The 23,005-nt window shown below is 47.7% G+C and carries 20 protein-coding genes; 13 read left to right on the top strand and 7 right to left on the bottom strand.

Going from position 1 to position 23,005, the window contains the following annotated elements:
• The first annotated feature begins 22 nt into the window (after positions 1-22).
• Genes bufB through GT360_RS00580 form a run of 3 tightly spaced genes read left to right on the top strand, consistent with a single transcriptional unit; the run spans position 23 to position 2,144 of the window.
• Positions 23-904, top strand: a complete 882-nt coding sequence (gene bufB / locus GT360_RS00590) for an MNIO family bufferin maturase (RefSeq protein ID WP_164647050.1) — start codon at positions 23-25, stop codon at positions 902-904.
• Position 905: 1 nt separating this feature from the next.
• Entirely contained in the window at positions 906-1,661 is a 756-nt protein-coding gene (locus GT360_RS00585; RefSeq protein ID WP_164647049.1) for an HvfC/BufC N-terminal domain-containing protein, read from the top strand.
• Between the two features lie 24 nt (positions 1,662-1,685).
• The gene (locus tag GT360_RS00580; RefSeq protein WP_164647048.1) at positions 1,686-2,144 is read left to right on the top strand and encodes a DoxX family protein; all 459 of its coding nucleotides are present in this window, start codon (positions 1,686-1,688) and stop codon (positions 2,142-2,144) included.
• 77 nt (positions 2,145-2,221) lie between these two features.
• Here the strand turns inward: GT360_RS00580 and prlC are convergent, their stop codons facing one another.
• Complete coding sequence (gene prlC, locus GT360_RS00575) at positions 2,222-4,264, bottom strand: oligopeptidase A (RefSeq protein ID WP_164647047.1); 2,043 nt, start codon at positions 4,262-4,264, stop codon at positions 2,222-2,224.
• Positions 4,265-4,456: 192 nt separating this feature from the next.
• Between prlC and GT360_RS00570 the strand changes: the two genes are divergently transcribed.
• The 3 genes from GT360_RS00570 (at position 4,457) to GT360_RS00560 (ending at position 7,843) form a co-directional block, all read left to right on the top strand.
• Complete coding sequence (locus GT360_RS00570) at positions 4,457-5,296, top strand: 23S rRNA (adenine(2030)-N(6))-methyltransferase RlmJ (protein ID WP_164647046.1); 840 nt, start codon at positions 4,457-4,459, stop codon at positions 5,294-5,296.
• Positions 5,297-5,577: 281 nt separating this feature from the next.
• Positions 5,578-6,933: a glutathione-disulfide reductase gene (gene gorA / locus GT360_RS00565; RefSeq protein WP_164647045.1), complete on the top strand. Its 1,356-nt coding sequence runs from the start codon at positions 5,578-5,580 to the stop codon at positions 6,931-6,933.
• A gap of 214 nt (positions 6,934-7,147) precedes the next feature.
• Complete coding sequence (locus GT360_RS00560) at positions 7,148-7,843, top strand: VC0807 family protein (RefSeq protein WP_164647044.1); 696 nt, start codon at positions 7,148-7,150, stop codon at positions 7,841-7,843.
• An 84-nt stretch (positions 7,844-7,927) separates the two neighbouring features.
• Here the strand turns inward: GT360_RS00560 and GT360_RS00555 are convergent, their stop codons facing one another.
• Positions 7,928-8,539 carry a bifunctional 4-hydroxy-2-oxoglutarate aldolase/2-dehydro-3-deoxy-phosphogluconate aldolase gene (locus GT360_RS00555; protein ID WP_164647043.1) on the bottom strand — a complete coding sequence of 204 codons (612 nt, stop codon included), beginning with the start codon at positions 8,537-8,539 and terminating at the stop codon, positions 7,928-7,930.
• Between the two features lie 9 nt (positions 8,540-8,548).
• Entirely contained in the window at positions 8,549-9,925 is a 1,377-nt protein-coding gene (locus tag GT360_RS00550) for a GntP family permease (protein ID WP_164647042.1), read from the bottom strand.
• A 152-nt stretch (positions 9,926-10,077) separates the two neighbouring features.
• Between GT360_RS00550 and GT360_RS00545 the strand changes: the two genes are divergently transcribed.
• Together GT360_RS00545 and edd are read left to right on the top strand one after the other, a co-directional pair.
• Positions 10,078-10,596: a gluconokinase gene (locus tag GT360_RS00545; protein ID WP_164647041.1), complete on the top strand. Its 519-nt coding sequence runs from the start codon at positions 10,078-10,080 to the stop codon at positions 10,594-10,596.
• On the top strand, positions 10,596-12,392 hold the full coding sequence (edd, locus tag GT360_RS00540) for a phosphogluconate dehydratase (RefSeq protein ID WP_164647040.1): 1,797 nt from the start codon (positions 10,596-10,598) through the stop codon (positions 12,390-12,392). Before GT360_RS00545 ends, edd begins: the two co-directional genes overlap by 1 nt.
• 64 nt (positions 12,393-12,456) lie before the next feature.
• On the opposite strand, the gene GT360_RS00535 is transcribed toward edd, so the two are convergent.
• Positions 12,457-13,464 (bottom strand): substrate-binding domain-containing protein, encoded by a 1,008-nt coding sequence (locus GT360_RS00535; RefSeq protein WP_164647039.1) that lies wholly within the window; start codon positions 13,462-13,464, stop codon positions 12,457-12,459.
• 85 nt (positions 13,465-13,549) lie between these two features.
• Positions 13,550-13,870 carry a met regulon transcriptional regulator MetJ gene (gene metJ, locus GT360_RS00530; RefSeq protein WP_164647038.1) on the bottom strand — a complete coding sequence of 107 codons (321 nt, stop codon included), beginning with the start codon at positions 13,868-13,870 and terminating at the stop codon, positions 13,550-13,552.
• A gap of 210 nt (positions 13,871-14,080) precedes the next feature.
• Between metJ and GT360_RS00525 the strand changes: the two genes are divergently transcribed.
• The 3 genes from GT360_RS00525 to metF all read left to right on the top strand — a co-directional run bounded on the left by GT360_RS00525 (position 14,081) and on the right by metF (position 18,750).
• Entirely contained in the window at positions 14,081-15,247 is a 1,167-nt protein-coding gene (locus GT360_RS00525; RefSeq protein ID WP_164647037.1) for an O-succinylhomoserine (thiol)-lyase, read from the top strand.
• A gap of 1 nt (position 15,248) precedes the next feature.
• Entirely contained in the window at positions 15,249-17,663 is a 2,415-nt protein-coding gene (locus GT360_RS00520; protein ID WP_164647036.1) for a bifunctional aspartate kinase/homoserine dehydrogenase II, read from the top strand.
• 193 nt (positions 17,664-17,856) lie between these two features.
• Positions 17,857-18,750, top strand: coding sequence for a methylenetetrahydrofolate reductase (gene metF / locus GT360_RS00515; protein ID WP_164647035.1), 894 nt, complete (start codon positions 17,857-17,859; stop codon positions 18,748-18,750).
• Between the two features lie 60 nt (positions 18,751-18,810).
• Here metF and zapB read toward each other — a convergent pair whose 3' ends face one another.
• Positions 18,811-19,053, bottom strand: a complete 243-nt coding sequence (gene zapB / locus GT360_RS00510; protein WP_164647034.1) for a cell division protein ZapB — start codon at positions 19,051-19,053, stop codon at positions 18,811-18,813.
• A gap of 254 nt (positions 19,054-19,307) precedes the next feature.
• Here zapB and glpX point away from each other — a divergent pair, with 254 nt between their 5' ends.
• Positions 19,308-20,315 (top strand): class II fructose-bisphosphatase, encoded by a 1,008-nt coding sequence (gene glpX / locus GT360_RS00505; RefSeq protein WP_164647033.1) that lies wholly within the window; start codon positions 19,308-19,310, stop codon positions 20,313-20,315.
• A 135-nt stretch (positions 20,316-20,450) separates the two neighbouring features.
• The gene (locus tag GT360_RS00500; RefSeq protein WP_164647032.1) at positions 20,451-21,209 is read left to right on the top strand and encodes a BUD32 family EKC/KEOPS complex subunit; all 759 of its coding nucleotides are present in this window, start codon (positions 20,451-20,453) and stop codon (positions 21,207-21,209) included.
• 96 nt (positions 21,210-21,305) lie between these two features.
• Here the strand turns inward: GT360_RS00500 and groL are convergent, their stop codons facing one another.
• Positions 21,306-22,952, bottom strand: a complete 1,647-nt coding sequence (gene groL / locus GT360_RS00495) for a chaperonin GroEL (protein WP_164647031.1) — start codon at positions 22,950-22,952, stop codon at positions 21,306-21,308.
• Positions 22,953-23,005: the final 53 nt, after the last annotated feature.

Genomic DNA, 23,005 nt, shown 5'->3' with positions numbered 1-23,005 from the left:
ACATAAGCCTCAAGGATGCCTCATGCAAACCCACGCTCACTCATCATTTGACCCAAGCAAATTAGTTGGTGTTGGTCTTCGTCACCCACACATGAACTACTTCTCGCAAATGAAAACAGAGACAGGTTGGCTTGAGATACACAGTGAAAATTACTTCCACCCCCACTCTGTCGCTCGCCAGCAGCTTCGGGATATTGCTCGGCATTATCCGATTAGCTGCCACGGTATCGGCTTATCATTGGGTAGTGTGGAGCGAGTGAATCCTGAGCACCTACTTCATCTAAAAAATCTCATTGCAGACATTAACCCTATATTGATCTCTGACCATCTAAGCTGGAGTCAAACAGGCGGTCACTATTTTAATGACCTTTTGCCTTTGCCCTATACCGAAGAAGCACTCAATGTTTTCTGTCGTAACGTGCTTGAAGTACAAGACACCCTAGGACAAGCCATATTGATTGAGAATCCGTCTAGTTATCTTGCCTTCAATCATTCCACCATCAATGAGTGGGATTTTTTAGCGGAAGTACATCGACGCACCGAATGCCGCCTATTGCTCGATTTAAACAACATTCATGTGTCGGCTTTTAACCACAATTTTGACAGTCAACACTACATCGACGCTATTCCGCATCACGCGGTCGATGAAATCCACCTTGCTGGTTTTACGGTGAAAACACTGGAACAGGGTGAACTGTGGATCGATACCCACAGCCGCCCAGTCAGTGAGGAGGTTTGGGCCCTGTATCAATATTGGTTGGAGCAGGCAGGGGCGAGACATACCCTTATTGAATGGGATCTCGACATACCAGAGCCTGAGGTACTGCTTGATGAAGCAAGCAAAGCACGTAACCGATTGATGAGTACCGTAGCGCCAAATACGGTGAATGTGGTAGGAGGCTAAAATGGAACTGACTCTACTCCAGCAGCAATTTGGCTTAGCTCTGCAATATCAATCGGATGGCGCAGACTGCGACATTACCAGCAACCATTTTGATGCAGACTCTCGTCTCCAAGTCTATCGAAATAACTTTGTTATTAGTCTCAGTGAAGTGCTGTCTGCCACTTACCCTATGGTAGAGCTGCTGTTAGGTGATGAGTGTTTTAGCCAAATCGCCCGCCATCATGTTCTCAACACGCCACTCCATAAAGGGGATGTGAGTGACTATGGAGAAAGCTTTGACGACACACTCACTCAATTTCCGAATGTCATTGATGCCGCGCCCTATATTGAGGATGTTGCATCATTTGAATGGTCGATGGATATCGCCTTTCATAAAGCAGGCGTACCTGTTGATGAAGAGGTCCTTCAAGTGCAAGCTCTGGCAGAGATCCCAGCGGAGCAGCAAGGGCAAGTCGTCTTCCACCTGTTCCCATCGGTCCAACTCATCAAAAGCAACTACGCGCTCTTTGAGCTATTTGATGCGGTGCAAAGCAACTGCTTTGATGCACTCGACATTCATCGCGCTCAGCAGGGTGTCATACAAGCTCTGCCCAATGGGCATCGAACACCAATTGCTCTTGAGCCCGAGATATTTCAACTGGTTGAGTCTATCCACCAGCAACAGCCACTATCAGACATTCCACCCGAGCTGCTTCCTCATCTCAATACCCTCATGGAAAAAGCCCTGATTGCTGGGTTTACGCTCGCTAAACACTAGCCAGAACTTAGAGAGGACACCATTATGACAACGAGTCTAAAAAGCCACATACAAAATTACGACAACCTGATTGATAAAACACAAGCGCTGTTTGTGCCACTGCTACTCCTGTTTTGTCGTTTATGGGTCGGATGGGTGTTCTTTAATTCAGGCTTAGTTAAGATTGCCTCTTGGGATAGCACGCTCTTCCTGTTCGAGTACGAATACCAAGTACCCATTTTACCGTGGGAGCTTGCCGCCTACATGGGAACCGGCGCGGAGCTGATCCTGCCCGTCTTTCTTGCCATCGGCTTTTTTACTCGCCCAATGGCAGCGATTCTTTTTGTCTTTAACATTATTGCTGTTATCTCTTACCCCCTTCTATGGGAAAAAGGCTTCTATGACCACCAACTTTGGGGATTGATGATACTGATTGTCATCGTTTGGGGCGCAGGGCCACTGTCTGCTGACGGGCAAGTTCGCCGAGTAATGAACAACAAATAGAACTTTCTTAAAATTGATAGCACGAAAAAGGGCTCTTCAAGTGAAGAGCCCTTCTCATATACAATCTTATCAACTATTTACGCTGAAATGCCTGAGTGACGCAGCAAAGCATCAATCTGTGGCTCTCGACCACGGAAGCGCTTAAAGAGCTCCATCGGCTCTTCACTGCCCCCCATCTCCAGGATGTTATTTAGGAAGCTTGCTCCTGTCTCTTTGTTGAAAATACCCTCTTCTTCAAAGCGCGAGAAGGCATCCGAAGACAACACCTCAGCCCACAGGTAACTGTAGTAACCAGCACTGTAGCCACCGGCAAAGATATGGCTAAAGCTGTGCGAGAAACGATTCCATTCTAAGCTAGGCAGTACCGCAACTTTCGACTTCACTTGAGCCAGTGTCTCAAGCACGCGTGGACCCACCTCTGGGTCAAACTCGGTGTGCAGCGTAAAATCAAACAGGCCGAACTCTAACTGACGCAGAATAAACATCGCAGACTGGAAGTTCTTCGCGGCCAGCATTTTATCTAGCATCGCCTTAGGCAAAGGTTCACCTGACTCATAGTGACCGGAAATAAACGCCAGCGCTTCTTCTTCCCAACACCAGTTCTCTAGGAACTGACTCGGTAGCTCAACAGCATCCCATGGTACCCCATTGATGCCAGAAACCGCTCCTGTTTCCACTTGAGTCAGCATATGGTGAATACCGTGTCCAAACTCATGGAACAAGGTCACCACCTCATCGTGAGTAAACAGGGCTGGTTTATCCCCGACTGGACGGTTGAAGTTACATGTTAAGTAAGCCACTGGTGATTGCAACTCGCCCTCTAGCGTCACGCGACGACCACGACAATCATCCATCCATGCCCCACCACGTTTATGCTCGCGCGCATAGAGGTCTAGGTAGAAGCTACCACGCAATGTTTGCTTGTCATCAAAGATATCAAAGAAGCGTACAGACTCATGCCAAGTATCGACGCCTTCACGCTCAGTCACCGTCATACCAAAGACGCGATTGAGTACTTCAAACAAACCACTCACAACCTTGCTCTCTGGGAAGTATGGGCGCAGCTCTTCATCAGAAATCTGGAACAAGTGCTGTTTTTGCTTTTCACTGTAATAGGCTATATCCCACAGCTCTAAGCTCTCTACCCCAAACTCTTTGCTGGCAAAACTGCGCAGGTCTTCTACTTCTCGCTCACCTTGTGTTTTGGCCTTGCTCGCCAAATCATTGAGGAAGCCTAGCACTTGATCTGGCGTCTCAGCCATTTTAGTCGCTAGTGACTTCTCACTGAACGTGTTAAAGCCAAGCATACGTGCTATCTCATGACGCAGCTTAAGCTGCTCATTGATGATCTCACTATTATCCCACTTACCGGCATTTGGCCCACGATCAGAGGCGCGAGTGACATACGCTTCATACAGCTCTTTACGCAGAGCCTGGTTGTCACAGTAGGTCATCACTGGTAGGTAGGAAGGAATATCGAGCGTCAAAAGATACCCTTCAAGCTCTTTTGATTCAGCCGCCGCTTGCGCTGCTGCTAGTGCCGATTCCGGCATGCCGGCAAGTTCGGCTTCATCTGTCACATGCTTGGTCCAGCCCATGGTGGCGTCCAGAACATTGTTAGAAAACTGAGAGCCCAGCTCAGACATTCGTTTACTGATCTCACCATAACGATGCTGCTCATTCGCAGGTAACCCGATACCGGAGAGCTCAAAGTCACGCAAAGCGTCTGTGATGGTTTTCTTTTGTGCTTGAGTTAACTGAGCAAACTCATCGCTGGCTTTGATTGCCTTATAAGCCTCAAACAAGCCTTTATGTTGACCAACCCACGTACCGTACTCAGACAGTAGCGGTAGGCAACTTTCATACGCTTCACGCAGCTCTTCACTGTTCACGACTGAATTCATATGGCTCACAGGTGACCAAATGCGGCTGAGACGATCATCTACCTGTTCAATTGGCGCCACAAGGTTTTGCCAAGTTGGGGTATCGTTACCTTCTAGCAGTGCATCAATCTTAGCGCGACACTCAGTGATCGCTTGCTCGACAGCGGGTTTTACGTGGTCAGGCTTAATTTGAGAAAATGGAGGTAAGTCCGAAAAGGTCAACAGTGGATTAGACATAATCATTCCTTGTGTTGCAAAGCTGGTTTTCTGCCGTTGACTGAGCCTAGCTAAGTCATCAATTCGACAGTCTTTTTTTAATCATTACTTAAGTAAATATAGGTAGGTTCAGCAATTTTCAATAGTGGCGTATAATCTACCCACTATCTTTATTTACAAGACACGCTCTGCGTAGCGTTTTGAGAGTCTACCTTGCTAAGTTATCGTCACAGTTTTCACGCGGGCAATCACGCCGATGTGGTTAAGCACATTGTACAAAGTCTCATCCTAGATGCACTCAAGCAAAAAGATAAGCCCTTTGTTTACCACGATACGCACTCTGGTGTAGGTCGCTATGACCTAACGCACGAATGGTCGGAGAAAACCAGCGAGTACAAACAAGGTATCGCGCGAGTTTGGCAGCAAGAGAATATTCCACAGGAAATCGCAAGCTACCTCGACTCCATCAAGGTACTGAATAATGGTGATACCCTGAGGTACTACCCAGGCTCTCCTCGCGTTGCTCGCGCACAAATTCGTGAACAAGACCGTATGGTATTGACTGAGTTACACCCAAGTGACTACCCACTACTCGAGCAGGAGTTTCACCGCGATCGTCAGGTAAAAATCTTCAAAGAAGATGGCTTCAAACGCCTAAAAGCGAGCCTGCCACCAAAAGAACGTCGCGGTTTGGTGTTGATTGATCCACCGTACGAGTTGGCTAAAGAGTACCGCGATGTCGTCACTGCCATTGCTCAAAGCTACAAACGCTGGGCGACCGGTGTTTACGCGATCTGGTACCCTGTGGTAAACCGTCATGATATTGACGACATGCTTGAGGGGCTCGAAAGCCTTGGGATCAAAAAGATCTTGCAGATCGAGCTCGGTGTCGCACCGGATACTAACGAACGTGGCATGACCGCATCGGGCATGATTGTCATCAACCCGCCGTGGAAGCTGGAAAGTCAGATGAAAGAGATTTTGCCATTTTTGCAGCAAGCAATTGCGCCAGCAACCGGCCACCATAAGGTTGAGTGGGTCGTTCCTGAATAGCCTTCCATGTAAAACCTCATCATCAGGCACCCACGTGTGCCTGATATCATCCCCATCATCGTCTATTCTCACCATCATACGTCTTTAAGTGATGAGTCACTGATGCGAATTAATCGTTATTAGTCATAATCAATCTCGCTTTTTCCCATTAGATTAACTTGCTAGACTCATCGTACTATTAAGGCTATCGATTCCTGACAGTTACTATTGATCTGAGCAAAAACACCCCAATGTATCTGTAATAGGCAATCCAAAAAATCAATAAGCTCCTGGAGAAAGTAATGGCTACACATTTTGACTATATCTGTATTGGCGGCGGTAGTGGCGGTATCGCATCAGCTAACCGTGCGGCAATGTACGGCGCAAAAGTGGCACTGATTGAAGCACAAGACCTTGGCGGTACGTGTGTAAACGTAGGCTGTGTGCCAAAGAAAGTCATGTGGCACGGTGCACAAGTTGCTGAAGCAATGAACCTATACGCTCCAGATTATGGCTTTGATGTCGATGTCAAAGGCTTCAACTGGGGCAAACTGGTTGAAAGTCGCCAGGCTTACATTGGCCGTATCCACCAGTCTTACGATCGCGTTCTTGGCAACAACAAAGTCAACGTCATCAAAGGCTTTGCTAAGTTTGTTGATGAGAACACCGTTGAAGTGAATGGTGAGCAATACACGGCTGATCATATTCTTATCGCCGTGGGTGGCCGCCCTACAATTCCAAACATTCCAGGTGCTGAGTACGGCATCGACTCAAATGGTTTCTTTGACCTAGCAGAGCAACCAAAACGTGTTGCTGTCATTGGCGCTGGGTACATTGCGGTTGAAATTGCAGGCGTACTGCACGCTCTAGGTACCGAAACACACCTATTCTGTCGCAAAGAGACCCCGATTCGCAGCTTCGACCCGATGATCATTGAGACACTGGTTGAAGTGATGGAAGCGGAAGGACCAACGCTGCACAACAACTCGGTACCAAAAGAGATCGTGAAAGAAGACGATGGCAGCCTGACGCTACACCTAGAAAATGGTAACAGCCAAAACGTTGACCACGTTATCTGGGCTATCGGCCGTCATCCAGCAACCGATGCAATCAATCTTGAGTCAACCGGCGTTGCAACCAATGAGCGCGGCTACATCAAAGTAGATGAGTACCAAGAGACCAACGTCAAAGGCATCTACTGTGTCGGTGATATCATGGAAGGCGGTATTGAGTTGACTCCTGTGGCGGTAAAAGCAGGTCGCCAGCTATCTGAACGTTTGTTTAACAACAAACCAGAAGCAAAAATGGACTACGACCTTGTCCCAACCGTGGTATTTAGCCACCCACCTATTGGCACGATCGGTCTAACGACTCAAGAAGCTGAAGAGCAGTACGGTAAAGATAGCGTGAAGGTTTACACTTCAGGCTTTACGGCGATGTACACAGCCGTCACCAAGCACCGTCAGCCATGCAAGATGAAACTGGTTTGTGCGGGTGAAGACGAAAAAGTGGTTGGTCTTCACGGTATCGGCTTCACCGTTGATGAGATGATTCAAGGCTTCGCTGTCGCAATGAAGATGGGTGCAACTAAAGCAGACTTTGACTCAGTTGTTGCCATTCACCCGACCGGCAGCGAGGAGTTCGTGACGATGAGATAGGGCTTTCGCCACTATGCCATCAAGCGAGTTCTGACTAATAAAACCACCGCGTAAATCGTTACTCGGTGGTTTTTTCAATTTGGGTAAATGCTGGGTAATCAGCTCATTTGGAGACATGAAACATCCTGTCACCGTATTGGCATTTGCGTTTCATGACAACTTGGATACTATTTTCGACCAATAAAACGGTTTGTCACTTTAACTCTGGATTACTATGAGTCAAAACAACAGCAAGAAATCGAACCCATTGTTCGAGGTTATCTTTAACGTTCTTATCCCTTCCTTCATTTTGATGAAGTTCAGTGGAGATGAACACCTTGGTGCCGTCATGGCTTTAGTCATTGGCTTAGCTTTCCCAGTTGTCTACGGTGGCTATGAGCTCATCCGCAACAAGAAGTTTAACTTCATCGCAGCTTTAGGTTTTATCAGTGTGTTACTCACTGGTGGCATCGGTCTACTCGAACTAGATACTCGCTGGCTAGCCTTTAAAGAAGCCCTGATCCCTGGATTAATCGGTACTGCAATTTATGTCTCTACCTTCACTCGCTACCCAGTGGTAAAAAAGGTGTTGTTCAATGACACCGTGTTGAACCTTGCCCTGATTAAAGAGCGATTGCAGCAGTCTGGCAACGAAGAAGCCTTTGAAAAGTGCCTAACCCGCTCCAATTACCTGTTCGCGACCACCTTCTTCTTTTCGTCGGCAATGAACTACTTCTTAACCACATGGATTGTCACGAGCCCCGCGGGTACTGCGGCATTCAATGAAGAGGTGGGTAAGTTAGCTCTGTATAGCTACCCTGCTATCGCTATTCCAAGCATGATCATGATGATGGCAATTTTCTACTATGTTTGGAAAAAGATCAGCAGCATGACATCGCTCAGTGCCGAAGAAGTCTTCCATACCAGTTAATCTATGACTTCTCGACATGAGATACTAAAAAGGTCATCAACAAACGTTGATGACCTTTTTCTATTTAGACTCTAGATAAGCAGATTACTTAAGTGCGCGAACCAACTCCGCGATGCCATCCCAATCCCCTTGATCCATCATTTGAGTCGGTACCATCCAGGTACCTCCGCACGCAACCACAGACCCTAGAGATAAGTATTCATCCACATTAGAAGGACTTACCCCTCCCGTTGGCATGAAACGCACAGGGTAAACAGCAGATAGAGCCTTAAGCATTGGCACACCACCTGATGGCTCAGCAGGGAAGAACTTCAGTGTTTTGAGCCCCATTTCCATTGCCTGCTCAACAAGGCTCGGGTTATTTACACCAGGGACAATAGCAATATTGCGTTGTTGGCAGTACTTAACCGTCGTTGGATTCAAACCAGGACTCACTATGAAATCCACACCAACCTCAATCGCCGTATCAACTTGCTGTGAGTTCAAAACAGTGCCTGCACCAATCAGAAGCTCTGGATATGCCTCACGCATAAGACGAATCGATTCTGCTGCTGCGTCTGTGCGGAACGTCACCTCTGCGCAAGGCAGACCGTTTTCAACCAGTACTTTGGCCAGCGGCACAGCGTGAGCAACGTCGTTAATCGCAATCACAGGAACGATTTTAATCTCTTGTAAGCGCTGTTCTAGAGTTTTCATATATAACCTTTAAAGAATGAAGCTAAGAATTGCTACGATCAGGAACGCGATAGTACCCAATAGAGTTTCCATCACAGTCCAAGTTTTTAGTGTCGTTTTCTCGTCCATCTCAAGCAAGCGAGAAACCAACCAGAAACCCGAGTCATTGAAGTGGGAAAGCACAGTTGCACCACCAGCAATCGCAATAACAATGAAACATAGGTCTAGTTCAGATAAACCTGTCGAAGCCGTTACGACTGGAGCAATCAATGCAGCCGTCGTCGTCAGAGCCACGGTTGCTGAGCCTTGTGCAACACGCAGACACGTAGAGATAACGAACGCAGCAACCACGATTGGCATACCTGTGTCTGTCAAAACACCTGCGAGTGCATCACCGATACCACTTGCACGTAGTACGCCGCCAAACATACCACCCGCCCCCGTTACTAGGATCACACCACAGATTGGCGCTAGTGAGTCACCACACAGTTTTTCAAGCTTTGCCATGCCGTAGTCTTTAGCAAATACCGCCAGACATACAATCAAAGTAATCAAAAGAGCAACCGGGGTTTTACCTAGCATACGTAGGAATTCTACCGTTGGTGTCGAACCATCAATCACACCAGCAACCGCAAGTGTATTCAGGCCCGTATCCAAACAGATAAGAAGAACGGGCAGAACTAGAATGGTCATGACCGTACCAAACTTAGGTAGGTTGCTCTCATCTACGATGGTGTCACTGTTAAAGAAGGCTTTTGACAATGGAATATCAAATTTCTTACCGGCGTACAGGCCAAACAGGTAAGCACCTAGATACCAAGTAGGGATAGCAACTAAGATACCCACAACCAGTAGCAGACCAATATTCGCGCCAAGGAACTCCGCCGCGGCTACTGGACCTGGGTGAGGAGGAACGAACGCATGCATTACCGCAAATGCACCCGCAGACGGTAATGCGTATTTGATTGGTGAGCCACCAAAGCGCGCTGCAACGCTAAAGATGATAGGCATCATAACGACAAGGCCAGCATCAAAGAAGATTGGGAAGCCAAATAGCAGTGAAGCAATACCCAGCGCAAGCGGCGCTCGGTCTTCACCAAATCGGCCAATCAACGTATCCGCTAGCACTTTCGCGCCACCCGTTACTTCAAGAATCTTACCGATCATGGCACCAAGACCAACCAGAAGAGCGACAGAGGCTAGTGTGCCACCAAAGCCTCCCATCATCGTAGGTACAACTTGGTCAGAAGAGACGCCCGTCGCGATTGCCGTGCCTAAACTTACAATAGTAAGAGAGGCAAACGCGTGGACTTTTAGTTTAATAATCAATAACAAAAGAGCAGCAATTGCCAATGCTGCGATTGTTAGTAGGTAGGTTGGGTCAGAGGCTTGGGCTAGCTGCTCCATGTTTTCACCTTTTGAATGATTGTTTGTGATGTAGTTCACTTTTATTTCAGTTACGGGTAACATGTTACCCATAACATGAATAAGATAAACCCATATTTTTAAGTGAATGCCAAAAGTGGGATCACGCGCAAAATTTGTTATGAGGAATAATTATGGCTGGTAGTAGTGTCATTGTGATGGGTGTTTGTGCCTGTGGTAAAAGCACCATTGGTGAACACCTGGCAAAGAAGCTAGGTCGCAAGTTTATTGATGGTGATGACCTTCACCCACGAGCGAACATTCAAAAAATGTCATCAGGCGAACCACTGAATGACGATGATCGCAGTCCATGGCTTGAACGCATTCGCGACGCTGCTTACAGCCTAGAAAACAAGAATGAGCATGGCATCATCGTCTGTTCTGCATTGAAAAAGAAATACCGTGACCAAATCCGTGAAGGCAACGAGAATGTGACTTTTGTCTTCCTCGATGGCGACATGGACCTCATCATGGAGCGTATGCGTATGCGCAGAGGCCACTTCATGAAAGAGAACATGGTAAAAAGCCAATTTGAAGCGCTCGAGCGTCCCGATGGCGAACCGCAAACACTCGTGATCAGCATCGATGGCACAATCGAAGATGTCGTTGAACGCGCGGCACAAGAATTGACTGCATCTCAAGAGGTTGCGTAATGACTCATTCCGTAATCTTAGACGTTACTCATCGCCTACTAGAGCGCAGTAAAAACTCACGCGCAGCATTTCTGGCTCGTACTCAAGAGCAATTGGATCATGGCAAGACTCGCGCTGCTTTGACTTGTGGCAACCTAGCTCATGCTGTCGCGGCATCTTGCTCTACCGAAAAAAAGCAAATCCTTGATTTTACAAGAACCAATGTCGCTCTTGTCACCTCATACAACGATATGCTTAGCGCGCATCAGCCTTATCAGACTTATCCAAACCAAATCAAGCAGGCTCTATCAGAGCTCGGCCACACTGCGCAAGTCGCAGGCGGTGTCCCTGCCATGTGTGATGGCGTGACTCAAGGCCAAGCCGGTATGGATATGTCTCTGTTTTCTCGTGACTTGATTGCTCAATCAACGGCACTGTCCCTAAGCCACAATGTCTTTGATGCAACCTTGCTTCTGGGTATTTGTGACAAAATTGCTCCAGGACAATTGATGGGGGCACTTTCTTACGCTCATCTGCCTACCGCTTTTGTACCCGCGGGCCTCATGGCAACGGGCATCAGTAACGAAGAAAAGGTCGATGTACGTCAAAAGTATGCCGCTGGTGAGGTAGGTAAAGATGCTCTACTCGACATGGAGTGCCGCGCTTATCATGCCCCGGGCACATGTACATTCTATGGCACTGCCAATACCAATCAATTGGTGTTTGAAGCCATGGGTTTGATGCTTCCTGGTTCGGCATTTGTTCACCCCCACTCAGAGCTCCGTGAGGCGCTTACCGATTATGCGGCAGTAAAGATCGCTTCAATGAGCGCTGGCTCGCCGACTTTCCGCCCATTATCTGAAGTTGTCACAGAGAAAAGCCTAGTCAACGGTATCGTCGCTCTGCTTGCTTCCGGTGGTAGTACTAACCACACCATCCACATGATTGCAGTGGCAAGAGCTGCGGGTCTGTTGCTGACATGGCAAGACATTAGCGATCTATCTGAAGTCGTACCATTACTCGCTCGCGTTTATCCAAATGGCCCGGCAGACATGAATGCCTTCCAACAAGCTGGAGGGGTTCCTGCACTATTGAGTCGCCTTGATGAGTCGCAGCTTCTGCACCGAGATGTCAAACCTGTGTTTGGTGATTTTGAAAGTCAGATGACAATACCAAGCTTAAATAACGGTGAGCTTCGCTGGTCCTCATGTGCTCAAAGCGATGACCCAAGTGTCATTGCAAGCTCAGGAGAGTCTTTCCAAGCTACGGGCGGGACTCGCGTTCTGGATGGTAACCTAGGTAAAGCCGTCGTGAAGGTATCTGCGGTCAAAGAAGAGCAGCGCATCATCGAAGCACCGGCTGTTGTCTTCCAATGCCAACATGAAGTGGAAGCCGCTTACCAGCGCGGTGAACTCAACAAAGACTGTATCGTTGTCGTTACTCACAATGGTCCTGCCGCGAATGGGATGCCAGAACTGCACAAGCTGATGCCGATCTTGGGCAATATCCAAAAAGCAGGTTTTAGTGTCGCTCTGGTTACTGATGGTCGCCTATCTGGCGCGTCAGGCAAAATCCCATCGGCGATTCACGTATCGCCAGAAGCTCTGCGTGGCGGCGCGATTGGTCTGGTTCGCGATGGTGATATTCTGAGTTTGAACTGTCAGACTGGCGAGCTGAACAATCTAGCCGACACGACTGGACGCGAGCCTCTGTCCATCGACACGGAAGCGGTTCAACAAACTTGGGGACGTAACTTATTTAGCGTCTTACGCCAAAGTGTTTCAAGCGCAGAAGACGGCGCGAGCTTTATCGTTTAGGCTCGTTTCAGATACCAAAAAAGGAGCCACTTTGGCTCCTTTTTAATTGATTCAGCTAGAAGAGCTAAATACTCTCGCCTTTAGTGATGTGATAGCCCATATCTACTCTATCACTCTCGATCTCTTCACCTTTGAGGCGTGCAATCAGTAGCTCCGCACTCTTTACCCCAATCTCAAACCTTGGTGTATCGACACTCGTCAAACGCGGCGTCACCATAGTGCCAATATCTAACGCATTGTAGCCGACGACAGACAACTGCTCGGGCACTTTAATCCCACGTCTTTGCGCACTCATCAACACACCGATCGCGATATCATCATTGGTACAAAATACCGCATCCAGCTCTGGCTTATCAGCGAGCGCTCTATCTAAAAGATCATCCGCCATCGAGAAGCTAGAGTGCTCTTCAGTGAGGACGTGAAACGGGGTTATACCCGCCTCAGTCACCGCTCTATCATAGCCTTCCATACGCAAACGAGTTCGCGTGTCGAGACGTGCGCCAAAGTAGGCTATGGTGCGCTTGCCTGCCGCCATTATCTGCTTCGTAACCTGGTAAGAGGCCTCGCGATGATCAAGCCCAACCGCCATGTCGATCGGTTGTTCCGGTAGCTCCATCGTTTCGACAACCGGAACATCTGCCGCTTTGATCATTTGCAGTGTGCGGTTGGTGTGATGGCTTTCCGTTAAAATTAAGCCATCAACTTGGTAAGCGAGCAGAGAGGCTATTTTACTCTCTTCTTCAAGCTCATCGTAGCTAAAGTGGGCGATCAAGGTTTCATAGCCGTTGGCTTTAGTGACGGTTTCAATGCCCTGCACAAACGAAGCAAAAATTTGGTTGGAAAGAGAGGGTAAGAGTATACCTATGGCACGACTCGATGACTTGGAGAGCATCGCTGGCGCGCGATTCTCTATGTATCCTATCTCTTCGATAACTGCTGCTATTTTTTCTCGCGTTTTTTCTGCTACAGAATTGGGATCACGCATATAGCGAGATACTGTCATCTTGGTGATACCCACTTGATCAGCGATATCCTGTAGCGTAGTACGTCTTTTTTTACTGTTTTGAGCCATATGTTCCTTGGGCTTTGATTCGTTGTTCACTCTAAACGAAAGCTCGATCGCAACGAACGATCCCTACTCACCAAGCGACTTGATCTTACTCTTCATCAAACGTTTCAAACTCGATGCCCATCTCTGTCATTAACGCTTTCGCTTCTGCAGGAATTTCGTCAGGACGGTCTTTTCTCAAGTCTTCATCTGTTGGGAGAGGCTGCCCCGTGTAAGCATGTAGAAAAGCTTCACACAGCAGCTCACTGTTGGTCGCATGACGCAGATTGTTAATTTGGCGGCGAGTACGCTCATCGGTTAGTACTTTCAATACCTTAAGTGGGATTGATACCGTGATTTTCTTTACTTGTTCACTCTTTTTACCGTGTTCAGCATATGGGCTAATGTATTCGCCATTCCAGTCTGCCATGAGACACCTTTCAGTCATGTTTAATCTAAATGGATAAGGGGGAGATTTTAGCCGGATTTAAGGCTAAGAGCAAAGACATATAGACGTCTAGAAGTGTTGACGTCTCACATTATGAAAAGTAAAGTGTTGGATAACGGATTAAACAACGTTTATAGCAGATAAAGATAAACGTTTTGTGAAGCACTATCACTCTTTGGGAAGGACACTCTTATGAGCGCACGCAAGCCTGCGACAATTGCCGTTCGCACCGGCATCGAATCAGACACTCAATACCATGCGGTTGTTCCACCCATCTACCTCTCTACCAACTATGGCTTTCCAGCCTTTGGTGAAGTACCAAACTATGACTATACCCGTTCTGGTAACCCAAATCGAGGTTTGCTAGAGCAGGCTCTTTTTGAGTTAGAATCAGGAAAAGGGGCCGTCGTTACCAACTGTGGCACCTCCGCACTCAATCTTTGGGTTTCCGCATTTTTAGGTCCAGATGATCTTATTGTTGCTCCGCATGATTGTTATGGCGGTACTTATCGCCTGTTCAATACACGCGCGCGAAAAGGCGATTTTAAGGTCCAGTTTGTTGACCAAACAGATGAACAAGCCCTCAATGCCGCGCTAGCGAAAAAACCAAAACTGATTCTATTGGAGACACCATCGAACCCATTGGTTCGCGTGGTAGATATCAACGCGATTTGTACCAAAGCGAAAGAAGTGGGTGCACTAGTAGCGGTAGACAATACCTTTTTGACACCTGTGTACCAAAAGCCCTTAGAGCTCGGCGCAGACTTTGTGATTCATTCAACCACTAAGTACATTAATGGCCACTCCGATGTGATTGGCGGCGTGGTGATCACGAAAACAGAAGAACATGCCGAAGAGCTTGCTTGGTGGGGTAACTGTATTGGAGCAACTGGAACGCCGTTTGACAGCTACATGACGCTGCGCGGCATTCGTACACTCGGCGCTCGCATGCGTGTGCATGAAGAGAGCTCACAACAGATATTGAACTTCTTGGTTGAAGAGCCTCTAGTCAGTAAAGTTTACCACCCTAGCCTGCTAAGCCATCCAGGTCATGAGATAGCCAAAAAACAGCAATCGGGCTTTGGGTCTATGCTGAGTTTTGAGTTTGCTGGATCATTTGAACAACTCAAATTCTTTGTTGGCAAGCTCGAGCTGTTCTCGCTTGCTGAATCACTTGGTGGCGTTGAGAGCTTAATCTGTCACCCTGCATCCATGACCCATCGCGCGATGGGAGAGGAAGCACTCGCAGAAGCGGGGGTGACTCAGCACCTTTTGCGTCTTTCTGTCGGGTTAGAAGATAGTCAAGACCTTATCGAAGACCTTCAGCAAGCTTTCGCTCAAGCCAAGGAGGCATTTTAAGATGACTCACCCACGTCAACTGCACAAATTTGGGGGCAGCAGCTTAGCGAACCCTGAGTGCTACCGCCGAGTAGTGAACATTCTCAAAGACTACTCCAACAGCAACGACCTGATTGTTGTTTCTGCTGCAGGTAAAACCACCAACCGCCTAATCGAGTTCCTTGATAACCTCGAACGTGATGGGCGTCTTGCACATGAAACCTTGCAAGAGCTGCGTCAATTTCAAATTGAATTGGTCGAGAGCCTGATCAACCAACCAGAAACCAAGGCTCGTCTGCTGGATAATCTCATCACGGAATTCAGTGCTTTGGGAGAGATTGCATACCCGGTGAGTGGTCAAACGCGTGCTATGGTACTCGGTCACGGTGAAATGTGGTCAGCAAGGCTGTTAGCGAATCTGCTCAATGAGAAAGGACTTAATGCGATTGAACAGGATTCCAGACAGTTCCTGCGTGCAGAGCTCGGCACACAACCAGAAGTCGATAGAGGCGCTTCCTATCCGCTTCTTAAAGAGCTGCTTGCACAACACAGCCAATACCGAATCGTCTTTACTGGTTTTATGGCACAAAACCAACAAGGTGAAACTGTTTTACTTGGGCGCAATGGCTCTGACTACTCAGCAACCATCATTGGCGCACTCGCGGAAGTCTCGCGTGTGACCATCTGGAGTGATGTTGCTGGTGTGTATAGCGCAGACCCTCGCATCGTCGCTGACGCATGTTTATTGCCTCTGCTGCGCCTAGATGAAGCAAGCGAACTTGCTCGCCTGGCGGCACCGGTATTACACAGCCGCACTCTTCAACCTGTCGCGCAAAGCGCCATGGATTTGCATCTGCGCTGTAGCTACGAGCCAGAAACCGGCTCAACGCGTATCGAACGAGTTTTGGCGTCTGGTCGCGGAGCAAAGATCATCACCTCTCTTGATGACGTGTTACTGATCCAACTTGGTTTCTCCCATCGCCATGACTACTTACGAGCGCAGCAAGAGGTACTGAAAAAGCTTAAGCAAGCTCAGCTAGAGCCGCTTGCCTATGATGCCCAACCAGACCAACACGTACTCAGACTGGCTTACACTCAAGAGATCGCCAATGGCGCACTCGCCTTCTTGCAAGATGCCGCCATTGAAGCAGAGATCAAGCTCAAAGAGGGCTATTCACTGCTCGCAGCCGTCGGCGCAGGCGTTAGCAAGAACCCAAATCACTGCTTTGGTTTCTACCAGCAGCTAAAAAGCTCAGCGATTGAGTTTATTACCGAATCAGAATCTGGACTAAGTTTGGTCGCTGTCACGCGCAAACTCGACGTTGAGCCGCTCGTGAGCCAGCTGCACTCACAACTGTTCCAAGCACAAAAACGCGTTGCCATCGCACTGTGTGGTAAAGGCAACATTGGTTCAAGCTGGCTAAGCCTCTTTGCAACCCAAAAAGAGGAGCTCGAAAAGCGTCACAACATGAATTTTGAGCTGGTGGCGGTCATCGATAGTCAAACTTATTGGTTTAACCCGCAAGGTATCGATCCTACGACCATTGAATCTTGCTTTGATGATGAGTCTGTTTCGCATGACGGTAAAAGTTGGATTGAGCAGCTCGGTGCTCTACAAGACTATGATGATCTCGTCGTGCTCGATGTCACCGCCAGCGCACAGTTAGCTGAACAATATCTGGATATTGCTCAGCAAGGCATGCACCTGATATCGGCAAACAAAGTCGCGGGCTCTGCATCGAGCGAGTATTACCATCAAGTCCAAGACGCCTTCGCGAAGATTAACCGTCACTGGCTATATAACGCCACTGTAGGTGCTGGGTTGCCGATCAATCATACCGTTCGAGACTTGCGTGAAAGTGGGGATGAGATTGTCGCGCTGTCAGGAATTTTCTCAGGCACGCTATCTTGGTTGTTCCAACAATATGACGGCTCCATTCCATTTAGTGAGCTCGTCGATCTTGCATGGCAGCAAGGGCTAACAGAGCCAGACCCTAGAGCCGATCTTGATGGTTCGGACGTCATGCGTAAGCTGGTCATTTTGGCTCGAGAATCAGGTTTGTTCATCGAGCCGGAAAAGGTCAAAGTTGAGTCTCTGGTGCCAGAGGCACTGCGTGAGATGACACTCGACGGTTTCTTCGACAACGGCATCGTTCTCAGTGAAGCACTTGCAGAGCGATTAGAGAAAGCACAGCGAGAGGACAAGGTGCTGCGCTATGTTGCACGACTAGAGAAAAATGGAAAAGCCACCGTTGGAGTCGAGGCCTTGAATAAAGAGCACGCGCTAGCGAACCTATTGCCATGCGACAACATCTTTGCGATTGAGAGCAAATGGTACAAGGATAACCCATTGGTGATCCGTGGCCCTGGGGCTGGTCGTGAAGTCACCGCTGGGGCACTGCAGTCGGACCTTAACCTGCTGGCAGGACGACTGTAAAACGAATCAGGCTAACGATTGAGTTAGCCTTTTTTCTAACTTCAATCTACCTCATTCTGTACATGAAGAAATTTCATAATCGATAGCATTGACATTAATCTGCTTTCATTACATCCTGTGGACATATAGACGTCTAAACGTCAGTTTCAGGATTGGAATTTTTGGTGAACCTCATCACCACAGGGAGAATGACATGGGTTACACACACGCAAGCCATATTGATGCGCTAAACCAAAATATCGCTGAGTTATCAGAAGATAACATCAATGTTTCTTTTGAGTTTTTTCCACCAAGCAGCGAAAAAATGGAAGAGACCCTGTGGAATTCCGTGCATCGTCTAAAAACGCTTAAGCCTAAGTTTGTTTCAGTCACCTACGGAGCCAATTCTGGAGAGCGTGACCGCACCCACTCCATCATCAAAGAGATTAAATCAGAAACAGGGATTATCGCGGCCCCTCACCTAACCTGTATTGATGCATCACGCGAAGAGCTTATCCAGATTGCTGATGACTATTGGCACAATGGTATCGAAAGCATCGTGGCTCTTCGTGGTGATATTCCCCCAGGTGGTGGAAAACCTGACATGTATGCATCCGATCTTGTCGAGCTACTAAAAAACCGTCACGACTTCGATATCTCGGTTGCTGCGTTCCCTGAAGTGCATCCAGAAGCGAAAAGTGCCCAAGCAGACCTACTCAACCTAAAACGTAAGGTTGATGCGGGTGCTAACCGTGCTATTACCCAGTTTTTCTTTGACGTTGAAAGTTACCTGCGCTTTCGTGATCGCTGCGTGGCTGCTGGCATCGATGTGGAGATTGTGCCGGGTATTCTTCCAGTATCGAACTTTAAACAAGCTTCACGCTTTGCTGCGCAAAACAACGTTAAGGTTCCTGGCTGGATGGCAAAGCAGTTTGAAGGGTTAGAGGATGATGCAACGACTCGTCAACTTGTGGGAGCCAGTCAAGCCATCGATATGGTGCGCATCTTGAGTCGAGAAGGCGTCAAAGACTTCCACTTCTACACACTGAACCGCGCAGAGATGACCTACGCTCTTTGCCACACACTCGGTGTTCGTCCGCAGCCATAACCGCATACCCAGATAGCAAAAGAGCTGACCATGGTCAGCTCTTTCTATATTCGGTGTGGATTACTCTACTTCATCCATTTTGCCTAGCAGACCACGAATGCGCTCTTGCCACGCTTGATGCTCTTGTTGCATCTGTTGAACTTTACCCTCTAGCTCTTCACGACCAGAGCGCAGTTCTGTCGCTTCTGACTCTAGCTGTGATTTTTCACCTTTCAGCTCTTCTACTTCCATCTGAAGAAGAGTAATAGTGTCAACTGCAGTTTGGATTTTTGCTTCCAATTGCTCTAATACTTCAAAAGACATTGTCGCCTACCTTTAATTATCCGTTTTGAATGAAGTGATCTTCACTGTATAGCCCATTCTACCTAGCCCTGTAGACAGAAACACCTGCTATCTTGAGAAAATGTGTCATTTGCACAGAAAATAGCCACCCTTGACTTAATGCTGTCATTTACAGCACTTTTGATCTCGATTAAGCAAAAAAGCAAACGTTTAACCATGACTGTGTTAGAATCTGCGCGTCCAAATTCTTTCCCCTTTTTACTCTTGGAGTCATCATGAAACGCGATTTAGCAATGGCCTTTTCACGTGTTACTGAAGGTGCAGCACTGGCTGGTTACAAATGGTTAGGGCGTGGCGATAAGAACGCTGCTGACGGCGCAGCTGTAGAAGTCATGCGCACGCTGCTTAACAAAACCGATATCAGCGGTGAGATTGTTATCGGTGAAGGTGAAATTGATGACGCACCAATGCTATACATTGGTGAGCAAGTCGGTGTGGGTGGCGACGCAGTTGATATCGCAGTTGACCCAATTGAAGGCACACGTATGACGGCGATGGGCCAGTCAAATGCCTTAGCTGTATTGGCGGCTGGTGAAAAGGGTAGCTTCCTAAAAGCACCAGATATGTACATGGAAAAACTGGTCGTTGGGCCAGGTGCGAAAGGCTGCATTGACCTGCACAAACCACTGAAAGAAAACATCGAAAACGTAGCAAAAGCACTAGGTAAGTCAGTAGATACATTGGTTGTCGTGACACTGGCTAAGCCTCGCCATGATGAAGTCATTGCAGAGATGCAAGCCATGGGCGTTCGTGTATTTGCGGTGCCAGATGGTGACGTAGCAGCTTCTATTCTAACTTGTATGCCAGATAGTGAAGTAGACATGATGTACTGCATCGGCGGCGCACCTGAAGGTGTTGTTTCTGCTGCGGTAATTCGCGCACTAGACGGTGACATGCACGGTCGCCTACTGCCTCGTCACGATGTAAAAGGCGACAGTGAAGAGAACCGCATCTACGGCGCAGCTGAGCTACGTCGTTGTGAAGAGATGGGGGTAGAAGCGCACAAAGTTCTTAAGATGGAAGACATGGCTCGCAGTGATAATGTGGTATTTGCCGCAACGGGTATCACCAAAGGTGACCTATTAGAAGGCATTACTCGCCAAGGCAATATTGCGACAACAGAAACACTATTGATTCGTGGTCGCTGCCGCACAATTCGTCGCATCAAGTCTACCCACTACCTAGAACGTAAAGACCCAGAAGTACGCGATATCATTCTGTAATTAAACCAGATGTATTCACTAACGAGGCGATATGCCTCGTTTTTTTATGCTTATTTAGTACATATTGAAACAATTGTGCATCACACAACTCAATGAAATTGATATAATTACGGTTTAGTTGCGAAAAACTGGGTAATGACTTTGCTTGAACTGGCTGCACAAAATATTGCGAAAGAGAGCACCGCTGGAGTGTACAAGCTCACGCATGAAGAGAATACTTACTGGGTCAAGGTGTGCGGTGAAGACAAGTCTAACTTGGTTCGCGCAATCTCAACTAAACTCGCAAAATTTGAGTCGTTGTCGTATTTTCGTAGCAATGCGGCTTTAGATACCAAAGTGCGCTTTAATCACGAAAAAACGACGATTCAATACCTTTATCAAGAAGGCCTCAACGTCCCGCACATTCTAGTCGATAGTGATGACTTTTTTGTGACACCCAATGCTGGCGTATCACTCGATCGAGCCCCTAAAGAGTATTTCAAAGGCGAGTTGCTCAACACGCTATTTACTCAGTTTGGCGAGATGCACAATCGTGACATCGTGCACGGCCGACCAGCCATGCGCGATATTTTGGTCGATGAAGAGCAAAATATTACCTTAGTCGATTTTGAAGAATCGGTGTTAAGCGCCAACTCCCAACTCAAAGCTCGTGATATCTTTCTGTTACTGATGGATCTATGTCGTATAGAGCACCTTACCAACAAGCAAAAGATTAAAGCTGTGACGCTATGGAAAGAGATTGTCAGCGAAGCCGACTGGCAGGCCCTGCAGAAAATGTGTCGCACTTTGAGCCATTTTCAATTCTTGGCTCATGTCGTTCTCAAGTTTAAGCCGCGCAATCGCACGAGCAACCAAATACTGGCCACACTGTCTCTACTGCGTGAAATGGCATAACACACTTAAAAGCACTTAATCCAAAATTTTCGATACCACAGATACAGAAAAGGCTCCCATCACGAGAGCCTTTTTTCTATTTGATGTTTGGTCGGATTACATCATGCCTGGCATACCGCCCATGCCACCCATACCGCCCATATCAGGCATTGCAGGAGCATCTTTAGCTGGCATATCAGTGACCATAGCTTCTGTTGTGATCATTAGACCAGCAACTGATGCTGCAAATTGTAGAGCGCTACGAGTTACTTTAGTTGGGTCTAGGATACCCATCTCTAGCATATCGCCGTACTCACCTGTCGCAGCGTTGTAACCGTAGCTACCTTCGCCTTGTTTAACTTGGTTAGCCACCACTGACTCTTCGTCACCCGCGTTGCGTGTGATTTGACGAATCGGTGCTTCCATCGCACGTAGAGCAACGCGAATACCTACGTTCTGCTCTTCGTTATCACCTTCTAGTTCTGTGATTTTCGAAGCTGCACGGATTAGAGCAACACCACCGCCAGCAACAACGCCCTCTTCAACAGCAGCGCGAGTCGCGTGAAGGGCATCTTCAACACGATCTTTCTTCTCTTTCATCTCAACTTCAGTAGCAGCACCAACCTTGATAACTGCCACACCGCCAGCTAGCTTAGCTACGCGCTCTTGAAGCTTCTCTTTGTCGTAGTCTGAGGTTGCCTCTTCAATTTGACCACGAATTTGAGCAACGCGACCTTGAATCATCGCTTCTTCACCCGCACCATCGATGATGGTTGAGTTTTCTTTTGTGATTGAAACGCGCTTCGCTTGACCTAGGTCTTCAAGTACGACTTTCTCAAGCTCTAGACCAATCTCTTCAGAGATTACTGTACCACCTGTTAGGATAGCGATGTCTTGAAGCATCGCTTTACGACGATCACCAAAACCAGGTGCTTTAACTGCTGCAACTTTAACGATGCCACGCATGTTGTTCACAACCAGTGTTGCTAGTGCTTCGCCTTCAACATCTTCTGCAATGATTAGAAGAGGACGTGATGCTTTCGCAACAGCTTCTAGCGTCGGAAGAAGTTCACGGATGTTTGAAACTTTCTTATCGATTAGAAGAATGAATGGGTTTTCTAGATCAACAGAACCGGCTTCTTGGTTGTTGATGAAGTAAGGAGACAGGTAACCACGATCGAACTGCATACCTTCGACCACGTCTAGCTCGTCTTGTAGTGCTTGACCTTCTTCAACAGTGATAACACCGTCGCGACCAACTTTTTCCATTGCTTCAGCAATGATGTTACCTACGCTAGCGTCAGAGTTAGCAGAGATAGTACCCACCTGCGCGATAGCTTTAGTATCTGCACATGGAACAGAAAGCGCTTTTAGCTCTTCAACGGCAGCAACGACGGCTTTGTCGATACCACGCTTAAGATCCATTGGGTTCATACCAGCAGCAACGGCTTTTAGGCCTTCGTTAACGATAGATTGAGCAAGTACAGTTGCTGTTGTTGTACCGTCACCCGCAGCGTCGTTTGCTTGAGACGCTACTTCTTTAACCATTTGCGCGCCCATGTTTTGGAACTTGTCTTCAAGTTCGATTTCGCGCGCTACAGATACACCATCTTTAGTGATAGTTGGTGCACCGAAAGATTTATCTAGAACTACGTTACGGCCTTTAGGGCCTAGTGTTACTTTTACTGCGTCAGCTAGAACGTTTACACCTTCAAGCATTTTTACGCGAGCGTCGTTACCAAATTTAACGTCTTTAGCAGCCATCTTTTATTCCTTTCTAAATTCTGTTTTTTGAGTTGTTTTCGAATCGAGCAAAA

Source organism: Vibrio astriarenae, assembly GCF_010587385.1.
In the GTDB taxonomy this organism is placed as follows: domain Bacteria; phylum Pseudomonadota; class Gammaproteobacteria; order Enterobacterales; family Vibrionaceae; genus Vibrio; species Vibrio astriarenae.
Note: the sequence above shows the minus strand (reverse complement) of the source record. Positions and strands in the feature narration are given on the sequence as shown.